Annotated in this window: 11 protein-coding genes; 6 read left to right on the plus strand and 5 right to left on the minus strand. The window is 69.7% G+C overall.

Features of this window, described 5'->3' with window-relative positions; translation table 11 throughout:
- Window positions 1–46 precede the first annotated feature (46 nt).
- Window positions 47–2,830 carry an FAD-binding and (Fe-S)-binding domain-containing protein gene (locus NNI01S_RS02105; protein ID WP_063017099.1) on the minus strand — a complete coding sequence of 928 codons (2,784 nt, stop codon included), beginning with the start codon at window positions 2,828–2,830 and terminating at the stop codon, window positions 47–49.
- Between the two features lie 344 nt (window positions 2,831–3,174).
- Here NNI01S_RS02105 and NNI01S_RS02110 point away from each other — a divergent pair, with 344 nt between their 5' ends.
- Complete coding sequence (locus tag NNI01S_RS02110; protein WP_063017101.1) at window positions 3,175–5,055, plus strand: ABC transporter ATP-binding protein; 1,881 nt, start codon at window positions 3,175–3,177, stop codon at window positions 5,053–5,055.
- A 12-nt stretch (window positions 5,056–5,067) separates the two neighbouring features.
- Here the strand turns inward: NNI01S_RS02110 and NNI01S_RS02115 are convergent, their stop codons facing one another.
- The 3 genes from NNI01S_RS02115 to NNI01S_RS02125 form a co-directional block, all read right to left on the minus strand.
- Entirely contained in the window at window positions 5,068–6,588 is a 1,521-nt protein-coding gene (locus tag NNI01S_RS02115) for an alpha/beta hydrolase (protein ID WP_218019151.1), read from the minus strand.
- Window positions 6,589–6,828: 240 nt separating this feature from the next.
- Window positions 6,829–7,821 (minus strand): oxidoreductase, encoded by a 993-nt coding sequence (locus NNI01S_RS02120; protein ID WP_084488386.1) that lies wholly within the window; start codon window positions 7,819–7,821, stop codon window positions 6,829–6,831.
- A gap of 37 nt (window positions 7,822–7,858) precedes the next feature.
- Window positions 7,859–8,929, minus strand: coding sequence for a DNA polymerase IV (locus NNI01S_RS02125; RefSeq protein WP_063016915.1), 1,071 nt, complete (start codon window positions 8,927–8,929; stop codon window positions 7,859–7,861).
- A 70-nt stretch (window positions 8,930–8,999) separates the two neighbouring features.
- Here NNI01S_RS02125 and NNI01S_RS02130 point away from each other — a divergent pair, with 70 nt between their 5' ends.
- Window positions 9,000–9,584, plus strand: a complete 585-nt coding sequence (locus NNI01S_RS02130; protein WP_063016917.1) for a TetR/AcrR family transcriptional regulator — start codon at window positions 9,000–9,002, stop codon at window positions 9,582–9,584.
- Window positions 9,581–10,033, plus strand: coding sequence for a PaaI family thioesterase (locus NNI01S_RS02135; RefSeq protein WP_063016919.1), 453 nt, complete (start codon window positions 9,581–9,583; stop codon window positions 10,031–10,033). Before NNI01S_RS02130 ends, NNI01S_RS02135 begins: the two co-directional genes overlap by 4 nt.
- Window positions 10,034–10,185: 152 nt before the next feature.
- On the opposite strand, the gene lon is transcribed toward NNI01S_RS02135, so the two are convergent.
- Window positions 10,186–12,513, minus strand: coding sequence for an endopeptidase La (gene lon / locus NNI01S_RS02140; protein ID WP_063017105.1), 2,328 nt, complete (start codon window positions 12,511–12,513; stop codon window positions 10,186–10,188).
- A 254-nt stretch (window positions 12,514–12,767) separates the two neighbouring features.
- On the opposite strand from lon, the gene NNI01S_RS02145 reads away from it, so the two are divergent.
- The 3 genes from NNI01S_RS02145 to NNI01S_RS02155 all read left to right on the plus strand — a co-directional run bounded on the left by NNI01S_RS02145 (window position 12,768) and on the right by NNI01S_RS02155 (window position 16,057).
- Window positions 12,768–14,123, plus strand: a complete 1,356-nt coding sequence (locus tag NNI01S_RS02145) for a DUF445 domain-containing protein (RefSeq protein WP_063016921.1) — start codon at window positions 12,768–12,770, stop codon at window positions 14,121–14,123.
- Between the two features lie 111 nt (window positions 14,124–14,234).
- On the plus strand, window positions 14,235–15,026 hold the full coding sequence (locus tag NNI01S_RS02150; RefSeq protein WP_063016923.1) for a TIGR03084 family metal-binding protein: 792 nt from the start codon (window positions 14,235–14,237) through the stop codon (window positions 15,024–15,026).
- A 362-nt stretch (window positions 15,027–15,388) separates the two neighbouring features.
- Window positions 15,389–16,057, plus strand: a complete 669-nt coding sequence (locus NNI01S_RS02155; RefSeq protein ID WP_157114554.1) for a hypothetical protein — start codon at window positions 15,389–15,391, stop codon at window positions 16,055–16,057.
- Window positions 16,058–16,062 lie beyond the last annotated feature (5 nt).

Raw genomic sequence — 16,062 nt, forward strand, 5'->3', positions numbered from 1 at the left:
GACCGCGGCGCACCCCGCCCTGATCGCAGTCGGGTCTGCGAAAGGGCTACTCCTCCAGGAGAAATTGCGCGAGGTGCCGCGCCTGTCGCCCGGCCAGGGCAGTGGCCTGGGTGCGGCAGGAGAAGCCGTCGGCGAGGAAGATCGCGTCCTCGCCCGCGGCGCGCAGCGCGGGAAGCAGGCCGTTCTCCGCCACCGCGACCGAAATGTCGTAATGGCCACGCTGCATTCCGAAATTTCCCGCCAGACCACAGCAGCCGGAGATTTCCGTCACCTGCACACCCATACTGGCTAATAGTCGGCGTTCGGCATCGAATCCGAGGATCGCGTGCTGGTGACAATGCGGCTGGACCACCACCGACTGCCCGGTTCGCTGCGGCGGGCGCCAGGTCGGCTGTTCGGCGAGGAACTCGGCGAGGGTGCGCACCGCCGCGGCGGTCACCGCGGAGCGCGGATCGTCCGGTAGCAGTTCGGTCAGGTCCGCGCGCAGGACCGCGGTGCAGGACGGTTCCAGTCCGACGATCACACCGCCCGCACCCACGTGCTCCTCCAGCGCGGCCAAGGTGGCCCGCAGACGCGCGCGGGCGCCGTCGAGCTGCCCGGTGCTGATCCAGGTCAATCCGCAGCAGACGCGTCGCTCGGGGATCCGGACCCGGTAGCCCAGGGTGGTCAGCAAGCGGGCCGCCGCCAGCGCGATCTCCGGATCGAACGCGTCGGTGAAGGTATCGATCCACAGCATCACCTCCCCGCCACCGCCGCTGCGCTCCTCGGGCGCATAGGACGACTCGGCCAGTGCGGCGCCCGCGTCCAGATCGCGCCAGATCCGGCGGAAACCGCGCACGGCCAGGCGCGGCACCGCACGACGCGGGTCGATGCCCGCCGCGCGCAGACCGACCCGACGCAGCGCGGTCCGGCCGGCCAGCGCGTTGACGATCCGCGGCATCCGGCTCGCGGCCGACAGCCACCGGGGTAGCAGGCCCAGCGAGTAGTGGTCGACCGGACGCAACCGATGGCGGTAGCGCCGATACAGCGTTTCCGACTTGTAGGTGGCCATGTCGACACCCGCCGGACAGTCCGTCCGGCACGCTCGGCAGGACAGGCACAGGTCCAGCGACTCGGCCACGGCCACCGACGACCAGGGCAGCGCGCCGCGCACCACCTCCTGCAGCACCCTCGCCCGCCCGCGCGTGCTGTCCTTCTCGTCCCGGGTGGCCTGGTAGGACGGGCACATGAAGCCGCCGTCGGCGCGACATTTGCCGACGCCGACGCAGCGATGAACCGCGACGGCCACATCACCGTCGTCGTCGGGCAGCGGGTAACCGAGCGACGGCCGGGCGCCCGCGAGCCCGGCCAGCCGCAGGTCGGCGTCGATCGGACGCGGTGCGACGAGCACACCGGGATTCAGGACGTCGCCGGGATCGAACAACGCCTTGTATCCGGCGAAGACGTCGAGCACCGCGGGGGAGTACATCACCGAGAGCAACTCCGAGCGGGCCCTGCCGTCGCCGTGCTCACCGGAGAGCGAACCGCCGTGCCGCACGACCAGCTCCGCCGCATCGAAGAGGAAAGCGCGGAAACGACGGGGCGCGTCGGCGATCGGAAGGTCGAGGCGGACATGGATACAGCCGTCGCCGATGTGCCCGTACAACAGCCCGTCGACGCCGTGATCGCGGGTCAACGCGGCGAAATCGCGCAGGTAGGCGCCGAGTCGAGCGGGTGGGACGGCCGCATCCTCCCAGCCGGGCCACGCCGGCCGCCCGTCGGGCGTGCGACCAGCCAGGCCCGCGCCGTCGGCCCGGATCCGCCAGAGCGCCGCCGCGGTCCCGGGATCGGTGACGATCCGAGTGTCCATCGCGCCCGTGGTCCGGCACAGCTGCTGTGCGACGGCCAGCGCGTCGGCCTGGGTCTCGCCCGCGGTCTCCACGAAGAGCCAACCGCCGCCGCGCGGCAGGTCGGGGACCACGCCCCGGTGCGCGCGGACTACGTCGACCAGCCGCGCGTCGATTCCTTCGACCGCGATCGGCGCGCAGGACAGCACAGCGGCGACGTCGTCGGCCGCGGTGGCCATGTCCGGGTAGCCGAGCACGGTGAGCACGGTGGCCGCCGGAAGCGCGACCAGGTCGACGGTCGCCTCCAGCAATAGGCCGCAGGTGCCCTCGCTGCCGACGAACGCCTTGGCCGCCGACGCGCCCCGCTCGGGGAGCAGATGCTCCAAGCCGTATCCGGACGCCTGCCGCTCGAAGCGCCCGAGATCGGTGCGGAACACCGCGAGATGCGACCGGCTGAATCCCGCGAGACCAGGCACCGCCGAAAGGTCGGCGGCCAGCTCGCGTTCGGTGCCGGTGCCGTCCAGGATGCGCAGTTCGCGCACGGTGTCGGAGGTGCGGCCCCACGCGACGGCGCGCGGTCCGCAGGCGTTGTTGCCGATCATGCCGCCGAGGGTGCAGCGATTCTGCGTGGAAGGATCCGGTCCGAAGCGCAGACCGTGCGGGCGCGCCGCCCGCTGCAACTCCGACAGCACGACGCCCGGCTGCACGGTGGCCACGCGCGCGTCCGGATCGATCGCCAGGATCCGGTTCATGTGCCTGCTGAAATCGAGCACCAGTCCGGGACCGATCGCGTTGCCCGCGACCGAGGTGCCCGCGCCTCGTGCGGTCACCGGAAGTCCTTCGCCGCGCGCGAATTCCAGGATGCGGGCGACGTCCTCGTCGGTCCTAGGGAAGACGACCGCGGCCGGGAGAATCCGGTAGTTCGACGCGTCCGAGGAGTACTCGGCCCGCCGCCGCTCGGAGGTGTCGACCGCACCCGCGATCCTGCCCCGCAGTGCCGCCATCCGGTTCTCGGTCACGGTGTTATTTTCCAGCGCCCGCGGCGCTTGGTGTTCGCGGGTGTCATGGCGCGAATGGAATGCTCGGTTTCGCTCTCGTGGTTGCGGTGCGCGCAGGGGGTCGAGCCCGGGATCCTGGTGCGAATGGCCCGGGCGAGTGACCGTCGAGTCGAACGGAACTCATGACCCGTCGCGAGCGCGATGCGCGCTGGGATGCGGTCGAGCCGGTGCCGGTTTCGCCGTCGGCGGAAAACGGCTGTGCCGGGAATCGACTTGAACTCAACCATTGTTGAGGTCCTAATGTCGGTGGCCAGGTCTTGGATGGGGTGGGCAGCGAGAGGGAGAGCAACGTGAGCATCGAATCCGTGGCGTGGAGCCAGATGTATCGGCGGGCGAACGCGCCGCAAGAACAGCGGCCGTTCCGCTTCGCCACCGCAAGGCGCATCATCCGGTTCGCCACGCCGCACCGCCGGAGGATCGGCGCGTTCCTGCTGTTCAGCGTGGTCTCCGCCATGCTCGCCGTGGCGACGCCGGTGCTGGCGGGCCGGGTGGTCGACAACATCGTCGGCGGCGCGGCGCCCCGGGTGGTGGTCGTGCTGGCGCTGGTGATCGGAGTGCTCGCCGTGTTCGACGCGGGGCTCGGGCTGGCGATCCGATGGATGTCGGCGCGGATCGGTGAAGGGCTGATCCTCGACCTGCGCACCGCCGTGTTCGACCACGTGCAGAAGATGCCCGTCGCCTTCTTCACGCGGACCAGGACCGGCGCGCTGGTCAGCCGCTTGAACAACGACGTCATCGGCGCCCAGCGCGCGTTCAGCGACACCCTGTCCGGCGTGGTGGCCAACCTGGTGACCCTCGCGCTGACGCTCGGAGTAATGCTCAGCATCTCGTGGCAGATCACGTTGCTCGCGCTGGTCTTGCTGCCGGTGTTCGTGCTCCCGGCGCGCCGGATGGGCAACCGCCTGGCGGACATGCAGCGGGAGGCGGCCCGGTTGAACGCGGCGATGAGCACCCAGATGACCGAGCGGTTCTCCGCGCCGGGCGCGACGCTGGTCAAGCTCTTCGGCCGTCCGGAGCAGGAGTCCGACGAGTTCGCGCTGCGGGCCCGCCGGGTGCGCGACATCGGCGTGCGCACCGCGATGCTGCAGACCGTCTTCGTCACCTCGCTCACGCTGGTGTCGGCGCTGGCGATCGCCCTGGTGTACGGGCTCGGCGGCTGGTACGCACTGCGCGGACAGCTCGACGCGGGCGCGGTGGTGTCGCTGTCGCTGCTGCTGACCAGGCTCTACACGCCGCTGACCGCGCTGGCCAGCGCGCGGATGGAGATCATGGCGGCGCTGGTGAGTTTCGAGCGCGTCTTCGAAGTGCTGGATCTGAAGCCGCTGATCGAGGACGCGCCGGGAGCGCAGCCGGTTCCGGCGGGCCCGGTCGCGGTGGAGCTGGACGCCGTGAACTTCGGTTACCCCTCGGCCGACAAGGTGTCGCTGGCCTCGCTGGAGGACGTGGCGAATCTGGACACTCGCGGCGGGGTGGAGGTGCTGCACGACGTGTCGCTGCGCGCCGAGCCGGGTCAGCTGATCGCGCTGGTCGGCTCGTCCGGCGCGGGCAAGTCCACCATCGCGCAGCTGGTTTCGCGGCTCTACGACGTCGACGGCGGCGCGGTGCGGTTGAACGGCGTGGACGTGCGTGAGCTGACCACCCGGTCGATCCGCGAATCGGTGGGGCTCGTCACCCAGGACGGGCACCTGTTCCACGACACCATCCGCGCCAATCTGCTGCTCGCGCGGCCGGAGGCCACCGAGGACGAGCTCTGGGACGCGCTCGAGCGCGCCCGGCTGCGCGAGCTGGTCGCGTCGTTGCCGGACGGGCTGGAGACCGTGGTCGGCGAGCGCGGCTACCGGCTCTCCGGCGGTGAACGCCAGCGCCTGACCATCGCGCGCCTGCTGCTCAAGCAGCCGCGCGTGGTGATCCTGGACGAGGCGACGGCGTCGCTGGACTCCACCTCGGAGGCCGCCGTGCAGGAGGCCCTGTCCGAAGCGCTGGAGGGCCGCACCGCGCTGGTGATCGCGCACCGGTTGTCCACGATTCGCGCCGCCGACCAGATTCTGGTGGTGGAGGAAGGCCGGATCGTGGAACGCGGCACGCACACTCAGCTGCTGAACGCCGACGGCCGTTACGCGGAGCTGTACCGCACCCAGTTCGCCGAGGAGCCCGTCACGGCCGCGGCGTGATCCGTCGTCCGGCTAACTCGCCGTCTGGTCCGCGGTGCAGGTGGTGTCGGTGTCCGGCAAAGTTCCCGCGCCGAAGTAGGTGTTGATCGCGTTGTTCACGCAACTGCTCAGCTCGGGCCGGAATGTCATGTGGATGCGGACGCCTTCCAGGGTGACCATCCGCGACGCCGACAGATACTCGTGCAGCCGGACGGCGTGGGCGTAGGGAGTGCGCGGATCGCCCGACGCCTGCACGAGGAGCACGGGCACCGCGTTCCGGACCACCGTCGGCGGTTCGACCGGTCGAGGCCAGAAGGCGCAGGGCTGGATATTGCCCGCCAGCGCTCCGAACACCGGTTGCGTGGCCCGGCTCTCCTCGATGTTGCGCCAATACCAGGTGGGATCGATGGGCGCGCCGACATCGCCGCACGCGATCTGCGCCAGAACGGAGTTCTCGTTGTCCCGCAGCGCCGCCACGATGGCGCGCAGCCGCGGCGTGCGCGAGGTCGTGGGCGGACCGCCCGCGTCGTCTGCGATCTCGCGCACCGTCGCGGCCAGCGGTTCGTTCAGCCGGAAGTTCCACAGCAAGGCGTGCAGGACGAACGGCAGCCAGTGGTCGTCGATCGCGAATCCGTCGATGACGATCGGCCGGCGGTTGACGACGCGCACCAGCTCCTCGACCTTCGCTCGCACCTGCTGCGGCGTCGCCCCCAGCTGGTACTCCTCGTCCCGGGCGGCGGCCCACACCGCCCAATCGTCCAAGGCGATCTCGTCGGCGGGCCCCCAATCCTGGACCAAACCGGTCCAGTACCGGTCCGGGTCGATCGAGCTGTCGAGCACGACCCGATCACTGCGCTCGGGGAACATCTGGGTGAACACCGCCCCGAGGTACGTGCCGTAGGACAGGCCGTAGAAGTTGACCTTCTGCTCACCCAGGGCGGCTCGGACGACGTCCATGTCCCTCGCCGTGTTGCGGGTGGTGAACTGCCGCACCAGCTCCGGATCACGGACAACGCAGGTCGCGGCCATGCCCGCGGACTGAACGGTGTCGTGCACGAACCCCAGCGGATCCAGGCCCGCCGACCGGATCATCTCGCCGACCGGCCACCCGCAGCGCGGGCTCCGGCTCGATTCGCCGATCCCGCGCGGATCCATGCCGATCAGGTCGTAACTCGCCAGCACATCCGGCGACAGCACATCACCGAGCAGATCCACGCTGTCCAGTCCCGGGCCGCCGGGGCCGCCCGGATTCGACAGCAGAATGCCCCGCCGCCGAGCCGGATCGGTTGCCTTCACCCGGGAGATCGCGACGGTGATCGTGCGATCGCCGGGCCGCCCGTAGTCGAGCGGCACCAGAACGTTCGCGCACTCACCACCGGCCTTGTCCAGATTCTCGACTCCGCACGGCTTCCACTCGAGTGTCTGGTGATAGAACCGGTCCAGGCCGTTCGGCTGCGAGTCGGCCGCCGGATCGGCCCGGCTGTAAGTGGGGGCGGCGAGCAGCGCGGACACCGCCACTATCGACATCGAACGCCAGAACAGATTCGCGGACAACGAAGTTCGCCTCTCGGCCGGAGCGAGCAGGGGGATGGATGCGGAAGAACCGTATCGGATCACGGCTCTCGGCGGCGGCAGCGTCTTCCCCCGCGCGGCGCGATCCGATCGAGGCCGGTCCGGACAGACGAAGCCCGGCCCGAACGAGTCGAGCCGGGCTTCGCTGGTCGGTCGTACGGCACGGCGGTCTCGGGGACGGATTCCGGCCGAGCCCTATCGGAGCATGCCGCGAACCGGCGGTCAGAATTCGCCCATCACTCCGATCACGGTGCGCCCGCGGTGGGTGCCGTTGCGGATGGCGTGCAGCACCCGCTCCACATCGGTGATCGGGGCGTAGTTCTCCAGATTCGAAAGATGCTGCGGGCGTAGCTCTTTGCCGAGCTGGGACCACATTTCGCGGCGACGCTCGATCGGAAGGTTGACCGAGTCGATGCCCTCCAGCGCGACACCGCGCAGGATGAACGGCATCACCGTGGTGGGCAGTTCGGACCCGCCGGTGAGCCCGCTCGCCGCGACCACGCCGCCGTACCCGATGGCGCTCAGTATGTAGGCGAGCGAGGCTCCGCCGACGCTGTCCACGGCAGCGGCCCACCGGGCCTTGGTCAACGGCCGGGGTTTGGCATCCGGCTCCGGCAGCCTGCCGATCACCTCGTTCGCGCCGATCTCGCTGAGCAGATCGTCCGCGTCGGTCTTGCCGGTGGACGCGATGACCTCGAAACCGAGTCCGGAGAGGATGTCGATGCTCACGCTGCCGACCCCGCCGGTCGCGCCCGTGACCAGCACCGGGCCCGCGTCCGGGGTGAGCCCGCGATCGAGCAGCGCCTGCACGCTCAGAGCCGCGGTGAAACCCGCGGTGCCGAGCGCCGCCGCGTCACGAAGGCTCAGGTCTTCCAGCTTGACCACCCATTCGGCCGGCACCCTGGCGTACTCGGCGAAGCCGCCGTTGTGCGAGACGCCGATGTCGTATCCGTGCGCGATCACCGGGTCGCCCGGGGCGAAATCGTCGTCGGCGGACTCGACCACTTCGCCGACCAGATCGATCCCGGGCACGATCGGGTAGTTGCGCACGACCCCGCCGCCCTTGGTGATCGCCAAGCCGTCTTTGTAGTTCGCGCTCGAGTAGTGCACTTTGATCGTCACGTCGCCCGGCCCGAGGAAATCCTCGCCGACCTGCTGCCGGGTCAGGACGATCCCGCTATCCGATTCGTGTGCCACCATCGCCCAGAACTCCATGCGGACGAGCATACGAGTGTCCGGACGGCTCCGGGAGCTACTGCGGCAGGAGTTCCAGCCGCACGCCGAGCAGGCGAACCGGGCGGTCGAGGTCGAACCGTTCGACGATGCGCAGTGCCGTCTCGGCGATCCACGCCACGTCGATCGTCGGTTCGGGCAGTTTCTCCTGTTTGCTGCGCGTGTAGAAGGTGCTGGTCCGCACGGTCACGGCGACGCGGGTGGCGATCCGGCCCGCCGCGGCCATCTCCTCCGCGACCTCGGTGGCCAGCCGCGCGACCTGGGCGCGGATCTCGCCGGGATCGGTCAGATCATGCGGGAAGGTCTCCGACTTACTGCGGCCGACGGGGATTCGCGGCTGCGTGGTGACGTCCGTATCGCCTTTGCCATGGCCGAGCACCCAGAGATACGGCCCGGTGTTCGGCCCGAACTCGGCGGCGAGACGATGCCGGTCGGCCGCCATCAAGTCGCCGACGGTTCGGATACCGAGTTCGGCCAGCCGCGCGGCGATCCGATTGCCGACACCCCACAGCGCGTTCGTCGGGCGGTGTGCCATCACTTCGGCCCAGTTCGCGGCGGTGAGCCGGAAGACGCCCGCGGCGGCGCCGGGCCCCGCGACGGGCTCGGCCGACGACTTGCCCGCCGACTTGGCGAAGCCGGTCGCGAGCTTGGCGGTGAGTTTGTTGTCCCCGACGCCGATCGAGCAGGTCAGCTCGAGTCCGGCGATGGCGGCGCGCACCTGCTGCGCGAGGGCCTCCGGGTCGTCGGTGTCGGCGGCGAGGAACGCCTCGTCCCATCCCCACACCTCGACCCGTCCGGGAAACGTCCGCAGCAGCGCCATGACCTCGTCGGAGGCGTCCTCGTAGGCGGCCATGTCCAAGGGCAGGAACACGCCCTCCGGGCACTTGCGCTGGGCGCTGCGCAGCGGCATCCCGGCCCGCACGCCGAACGCGCGCGCGGGATAGGACGCGCAGGTCACCACCTTGCGCAGTTCGGCGGGATCGCCGTGCCCGCCGACGATGACCGGCAGCCCCCGCAGTTCCGGATGACGGCGGTATTCCACCGCCGCCTGGAACTGGTCGAGATCGACGTGCAACAGCCATCTGGCCACCTTCCGTTCTTACCGCAGGGCTGCGACATCCCGCATTGCGCCACGCGCAGAACAGAACTAAATTCTGGATATGAAGATTCGAGATCGGTTGCTGTTGGCGGCCGAGCGCCAGTTCGCCGAGCACGGAGCCCTCGACGCGACGCTGGCCCAGATCCGGGACGCGGCGGGCGCCAGCGTCGGCGCGCTCTACCACCACTTCCCCGACAAGGCCGACCTGTACCGGCAGGTATGGGCGAACGCGCTGACGGACTACCAAGAGCACTTCTGGGCGGTGGTCGGCGACAGCACCGACGCACACGAAGGCGTCACCGCCGGAGTGCGCGAGCACCTACGATGGGTGAGCGAAAACCAGTACCGCGCAACCGTGCTCACCTCCGCACGGCCGCCGGGCGTGCGGGAGAGCGAGAGCAACCGCCGCTTCCTGTCCGATGTGACGCGATGGTGGCGCACGCACGCGGGATACGGGACGGTGCGCGATCTTCCGATCGATCTGGTCTACGCGCTGTGGCTGGGCCCGGCGCAGGAATACACGCGGCAATGGCTGGGCGGCGAAATGCGCATCGCCCCGGCCGAAGTCGCGGGCGAACTCGCCGCCACCGCCTGGCTCGCGCTCGCCGCCGATCGCGCCCGGGCCGCGACGGAGGTCGCCGGATGACGACCAGCGTGACGCTCGACCTCGTCGGCGCCAAGAGGATATTGGCCGCACAGCCGTTCGCCGCCCTGGTGGGCACCGAGATCACCGCGTTCGGCGACGGCGCGGCCACCCTCGTCATCCCGCTGCGCCGGGAACTGACCCAGCAGTTCGGCTATGTGCACGGCGGCGTGCTCGCCTACGCCGCCGACAATGCCCTCACCTTCGCCGCCGGAACGGTTCTCGGCGCGAACGTGCTCACCGGCGGTGTCACCCTCACCTACCTGCGCCCCGCCGCTGGGGACCGACTGCGCGTCGAGGCGGCCGTCACCGGGGCGACGCGCCGCCAGGCGGTCGCGCACTGCCAGATCTACGCGGAAAGCCCGGACCGCGAACCTGTCCTGTGCGCGGTGGGTCAGGGCACGACCCGGCTCGCGGAAGCCGACTTGACCGGCGCGAATACCGGCGCCTGACCTCGGCCCGGCCAACGGGACCGCGTACTGGAAGCGCTGCCCGCTCCGTAGTGGAGCCGGGCGGGTACCGGCCTGATCGGCGTGCGTCCCCCGAGTGCAGGCATGCGAACGGCCGGGCACGGAGTGTCCGTGCCCGGCCGTGGCAGCCCGGGTCAGGCGGTCGCCGCGAAGGCGGAGCCCAGCGCCGGTTCGGCGACCGGCTCGATCGCGTAGGCCAGGATCTCGGCCACGTCGGCGACGGGGCGCACATCCAGCGCGGCCAGCACCTCCGCCGGGACGTCGTCCAGATCCGGCTCGTTGCGCGCCGGGATGAACACCGTCTTCAACCCGGCCCGCTGGGCGGCGAGCAGCTTCTGCTTCACGCCGCCGATCGGCAGCACCCGGCCGTTCAGCGTGACCTCACCGGTCATGCCGACATCCGACCGCACCTGGCGGCCCAGGGCGAGCGACACCAGGGCGGTGACCATCGTGACGCCCGCGGACGGCCCGTCCTTCGGCACCGCGCCGGCCGGGAAGTGGATGTGGATGTTGCGGTCCAGCACCGACGGCTCGATGCCGATCTCCTCCAGGTGCGAGCGCACGTAGGTCAGCGCGATCTGCGCGGACTCCTTCATGACGTCGCCGAGTTGACCGGTGAGGGTCAGCGAGCGCTCGCCCTCGGCGGCATTCGCCTCGATGTAGAGGACATCGCCACCCGCGCCGGTCACCGCGAGGCCGGTCGCCACGCCCGGGACGGCCGTGCGTTCGACCGAATCGGGGGTGAAGCGCGGACGACCCAGGTAGTCCTTCAAATCGTCCAGACCGATCGTCAGGGCGGTGTCGACCTCGTAGCCCAGTTCGGGATCGTAACCCGATGTGGCAGGCGCGGTTTCGCGCCCGGACAGCCTGGTGGCCGCCTTGCGCAGCGCCTTGGCGATCAGCCGCTCCAGCTGCCGGACGCCGGCTTCCCTGGTGTAGTCGGCGGCGATCTCGCGCAGCGCTTCCTCGCTGATCGTCACCTCGTCGGCGGTCAGCGCGTTGCGCTCCAGTTGCCTGGGCACCAGGAAGTCGCGCGCGATGGCCACCTTGTCGTCCTCGGTGTAGCCGTCGACGGTGATCAGTTCCATCCGGTCCAGCAGCGGGCCGGGGATGGTCTCCATGACGTTCGCCGTGGCGATGAACAGCACGTCGGACAGGTCGAGGTCCAGATCCAGGTAGTGGTCGCGGAAGGTGTGGTTCTGCGCCGGGTCCAGCACCTCGAGCAGGGCGGCCGCCGGGTCGCCGCGGAAATCGGAGCCGACCTTGTCGATCTCGTCCAGCAGGACGACCGGGTTCATCGAACCGGCTTCCTTCATGGCCCGGACGATGCGGCCGGGTAGCGCGCCGACGTAGGTACGGCGGTGGCCGCGGATCTCGGCCTCGTCGCGCACACCGCCGAGGGCGACGCGGACGAACTTGCGGCCCAGCGCACGCGCCACGGACTCACCCAGCGAAGTCTTGCCGACGCCGGGCGGGCCGACCAGCACCAGCACCGCGCCGGACCCGCGTCCGCCGACGACCTCCAGGCCGCGGGCGGCGCGGCGAGCGCGGACGGCCAGGTACTCGACCATGCGGTCCTTGACCTCTTCCAAGCCGTGGTGGTCGGCGTCCAGGACCGCGCGGGCGGCCGAGACGTCGGCGCTGTCGGTGGTCTTCACCGTCCACGGCAGCTCGAGCACGGTGTCCAGCCAGGTCCGGATCCATCCGGATTCCGGGCTTTGATCGCTGGCCCGTTCCAGCCTGCCGACTTCGCGCAGCGCCGCCTCGCGGACCGGGTCGGGCAGATCTGCCTGTTCGACGCGGGTGCGGTAATCATCGGCGCCGTCCGGCTCGTCCTCGCCGAGTTCCTTGCGGATGGCGTTGAGCTGCTGGCGCAGCAGGAATTCGCGCTGGCTCTTCTCCATGCCCTCGCGCACGTCTTCGCTGATCTTCTCGCTGATCTCGGCCTCGGCGATGTGCGCTTTGGTCCACTCGATCAGCGTGGTCAGCCGCTTGGCGACGTCGGGGGTCTCGAGCAGTTCACGCTTCTGCTCGAAGGTCAGGTACGGCGCGTAGCCCGCCGTGTCGGCGATGGCCGACGGGTCGGTCAGCTGACCGACCGCGTCGATGATCTGCCACGCCTCGCGGCGTTGCAGCACCGAGACGACCAGCTTCTTGTACTCCGCGGCCAGTTCCTTGGTGCGGCCGTCGGGAGTGGAACTCTCGACCGGTTCGGCCTCGACCCAGAGCGCGGCGCCCGGGCCGGTGACCCCGTGCCCGATCTTGGCGCGCCGTTCGGCCTTGAGGACGGCCGCCGGGGCTCCGCCGCGCATCCGGCCGACCTGTTCGATGGTGGCGACCACACCGTAGGTGGCGTAGCCCTCGTTCAGCCGCGGCGCGAGCAGCACGGCGTCGGTCTCGGCGGCGCGCGCGGCATCGATCGCGGCCTGCGCGGATTCGTCCAGTTCGATGGGCACGACCATGCCCGGCAGCACGATCGGATCGGTCAGGAACAGCACCGGCAGGTTCTGTGGTGTAGTCACGTCTTCGACCCTTCCAAAAGTTGAGCGATGCCTACTCAACCCCGAGGTGCGCGGCTTTGTTCCGCCCCGACCGGTCCGTTCGCTCACGGCGAAGACCCACTTCGCGTTGACACCCCGTCCAAGGCAATGAGAACGTGGGGACCTTGATATCTCATACCGGCGGTACCGCCGGATCGGCTTGAGGAGTCCCATCGATGTCGTCGCTCGCCGCCGGCGTGTTCATCGACTGGGAAGGTTTGACCGGGCAGCCCAAGTTCGTCGTCGACCTGATCACGTTCCCGATCTTCAGCGCGCTGGCGGGCTGGCTGACCAACTGGACCGGTGTGCTGATGCTGTTCTGGCCGGTTGTTTTTCGCGGCGTCCGCATCCCGGGCTTGCACGTGCTCTACCCCTACTTCCCGCGCCGGGTCCAAGTGCTACCGACATTCTCCGGTGACGGTCGCCGCCTCGGCTTCCAGGGCTTCATCCCGGCGCGTGCGGAGAAGATGGCCAGCATCTGCGTGGACAAGGCCTTGATGCGGATCGGCAGCCCGAAGGATTTCATCCACGAACTCGATCTCGACGGCATCGCCGACTACATCGCGATGCTCGCGCGCGAGCAGGTGCGCCCGCTGGTGGACGAGCTGATGTACCGGGAGAACCCGGACCTGTGGCGCACCGTGCCGCGCGCGGCCAAGCAGCTGATCTACCAGAGGGTGGATCGCGAACTGCCCGCCTTGTCGCGCCGCGCGTTCGCCTCGCTCGGCGACAACGTCGATCAGCTGATCGGCATCAAGGGCTTCGTGATCCGCTATCTGCAGGACAACCCGACCATTCTCGAGGACCTGACCACCACCATCGCGGCGCCCGAGCTGCGCTTCATGGTGCGCATCGGCTTGCTCGGCGCGCCCTTCGGCGTGCTGCTGGCCCTGTACATGCATGTACACCAGGAGATTCCGGTGCTGGGCTGGGTGCCGGGCTGGGTGATCGTCCTGCTCGTCTCGGCGGCGATCGGCGTGATCGTGAACGTCATCGCGGTGAAGATGGTGTTCGAGCCGGGCGACCCGCAACCGAGGTACAAGTATCTGTGGAAGCAGGCGCTGCTGGCGAAACGGCAGCCGCAGGCGGCCACCGATCTGGCGCACATCCTGGCCTACCAGGTGCTGACCCTGCCGAACTTGTCCAAGGAGCTGCTGGAGGGCCCGAACGGGGACAAGACCAGGCAGTTGCTGGAGCGCTTGATCGCCGACGAGATCCATCGTCAGCTCGGTCCGACGACTGCACTGGTGCGAGCGGCTCTCGGCCGCCGCCAGTTCGACAACCTCACGGTGGGCGCGGCGGGGGCCGCGGTCGGACTGGCCCCGACCCTGGCCGAGGACGAGGAGTTCACTCTGGCGCAGGCCAAGACCATCGATGAATTCGCGGCGCGCAAGTTGCGGCGGCTCACGCCGGGGGAGTTCATGGAGATGTTCTACGCGTCCGTCGAACAGGACGCCTGGCTGCTCTATCTGCACGGCGCGGTCCTCGGCGTCGCCGTTGGAGCCGCCCACCTGATGGTCTTCGGCTGGTAGCAGGGGCGTAGCACAAGATAAAACAAGCATGCTTGCCTTTTTTTGACCCCACTGCGATGCTGGACCACGGCGGCACACGAAGCAGTGTGCCCGGAACCGGCAGGGGAATTGATGGCTGACCTAGAGGCGCTGCTCGGCGACTTCGCCGACGAATGCGCGGACCTGGAACGACTCGTCGCCCCGTTGGCGCCGGAGGAATGGGCGCGCGCCACCCCCGCGCCCGGCTGGACCATCGCCCATCAGATCGGCCATCTGGCCTGGACCGACGAGATCGCCACGATCGCCACCGCGGATCCCGCCCGCTTCCAGCAGCTGCTGGCCGAAGCGGGGCCGCGTGCGCTCACCTTCGTCGACGAGGCCGCCGAGAAGGCCGCGACCGAACCGCCGGCCGAACTGCTCGATCGATGGCGGCGTGGGCGCGCGGGACTCGCCGCAGCGCTGCGCGCGACGCCTCCGGGCGTCAAGCTGCCGTGGTTCGGTCCGCCGATGAGCGCCGCGTCGATGATCACCGCTCGCATCATGGAGACCTGGGCGCACGGGCAGGATGTGGCCGACGCCGTCGGCGTGCACCGCACGCCGACGGCGCGGCTGCGCACCGTGGCGCATATCGGCGTGCGCACCAGGAACTTCGCCTACACCGTGCACGGAAAGACCCCGCCCGCAGCGGAATTCCGGGTGGAACTGATCGCGCCCGATCGTACGATCTGGGCCTGGGGCCCCGAGGACGCCGACCAGCGGGTGACCGGACCCGCCCTCGACTTCTGCCTGCTGGTGACCCAGCGCCGCCATCCGGACGACCTGGCGATCCGCGCGCACGGCGAGGACGCCGCGGAATGGCTCACGATCGCACAGGCTTTCGCCGGTCCGACGGGTGATGGAAGGACAGCGGGCCAGTTCACCTGACCCGCCCCACACCCGACCCGATCGATGACGATTCGGGAGCGGGCGAGCGCCACACTTGGGTGCGCCGTGTTCATGTCGACGGCCGGACGCCGTTGGCCGGGTGTCTCTAGATGGCAGTCGAGAATGGCGCTCGCCAGCTACACGAATATTTACCCGTCCGTGTGTTCACGGAAACATCGCCGCCACGTAAGCCGCGGTTTGCGTTTCCGGCCGGACTGATCTGCCCGGATGGGGACGAGTTGTGATCCTGCTCTCTTCGATGGGGCATCCCGCGCCACCCCCCGGGTAATCTGGACGGGCGTACAGCTTTCCATGGTGCTGATCGCCTGTGGGGAGCAGCGTCGCAGGGAAAGGAACGCATCGTGACAGCACACCGACCTGGCCAGGTCGCGCGGCATGCCGCCATCGTGCTCGCCGGTGCGGCCAGTGTGAGCCTGACCGCCGCGGCCGGCGCCTATATCGTCCATCAGATCGCCGATACGCAGCGCCCGGATACACGGATCGCCGCGCCGATCGTCCCGGCCGCTCCGGATCAGCCGGACCGCAGGCGCGCGTACGTCTCCTATCCGGCACTGACCAGCAGCAGTTTCGTTCTGCCCGTGGCCATCTCCGCACCCACCGCCCGGGAGCCGGAAATTGCCGCGCCGCAGGTCGATTCGCCCAGCGCGCCGCCCTCTCCCGCACCACTCGCAGGCCGGGTCCGCCTCGGCGAGGCCTACGTCGGTGCGCAAGTCGCGACTACCGAGGCCGACACCGTCTCGGTCAGCGTGGACACGAATGCCTTGACGATCCTGACGAGTTTCCTCCGCTCCGATTCAGAGCGGGAGAATTCCGGCGTGACCACGATGCGCACCGACCTGGACACCCGCAGCGGTGAGGTGCGGCTGGGGCTTTCCGACCCTGGCCTGGGCGAGCACGACCTGCGCCTGAATCGCCACGCGAGGCCCGCACCCACCGGCGACCCGGGGCAGGCGAAGGCCGAACGTACGCCCGCGACCGCGCACGACGCGGCGGATTCCACCGCGGCGTGACCGAC

Source organism: Nocardia niwae NBRC 108934 = DSM 45340 (assembly GCF_001613465.1).
GTDB lineage: Bacteria > Actinomycetota > Actinomycetes > Mycobacteriales > Mycobacteriaceae > Nocardia > Nocardia niwae.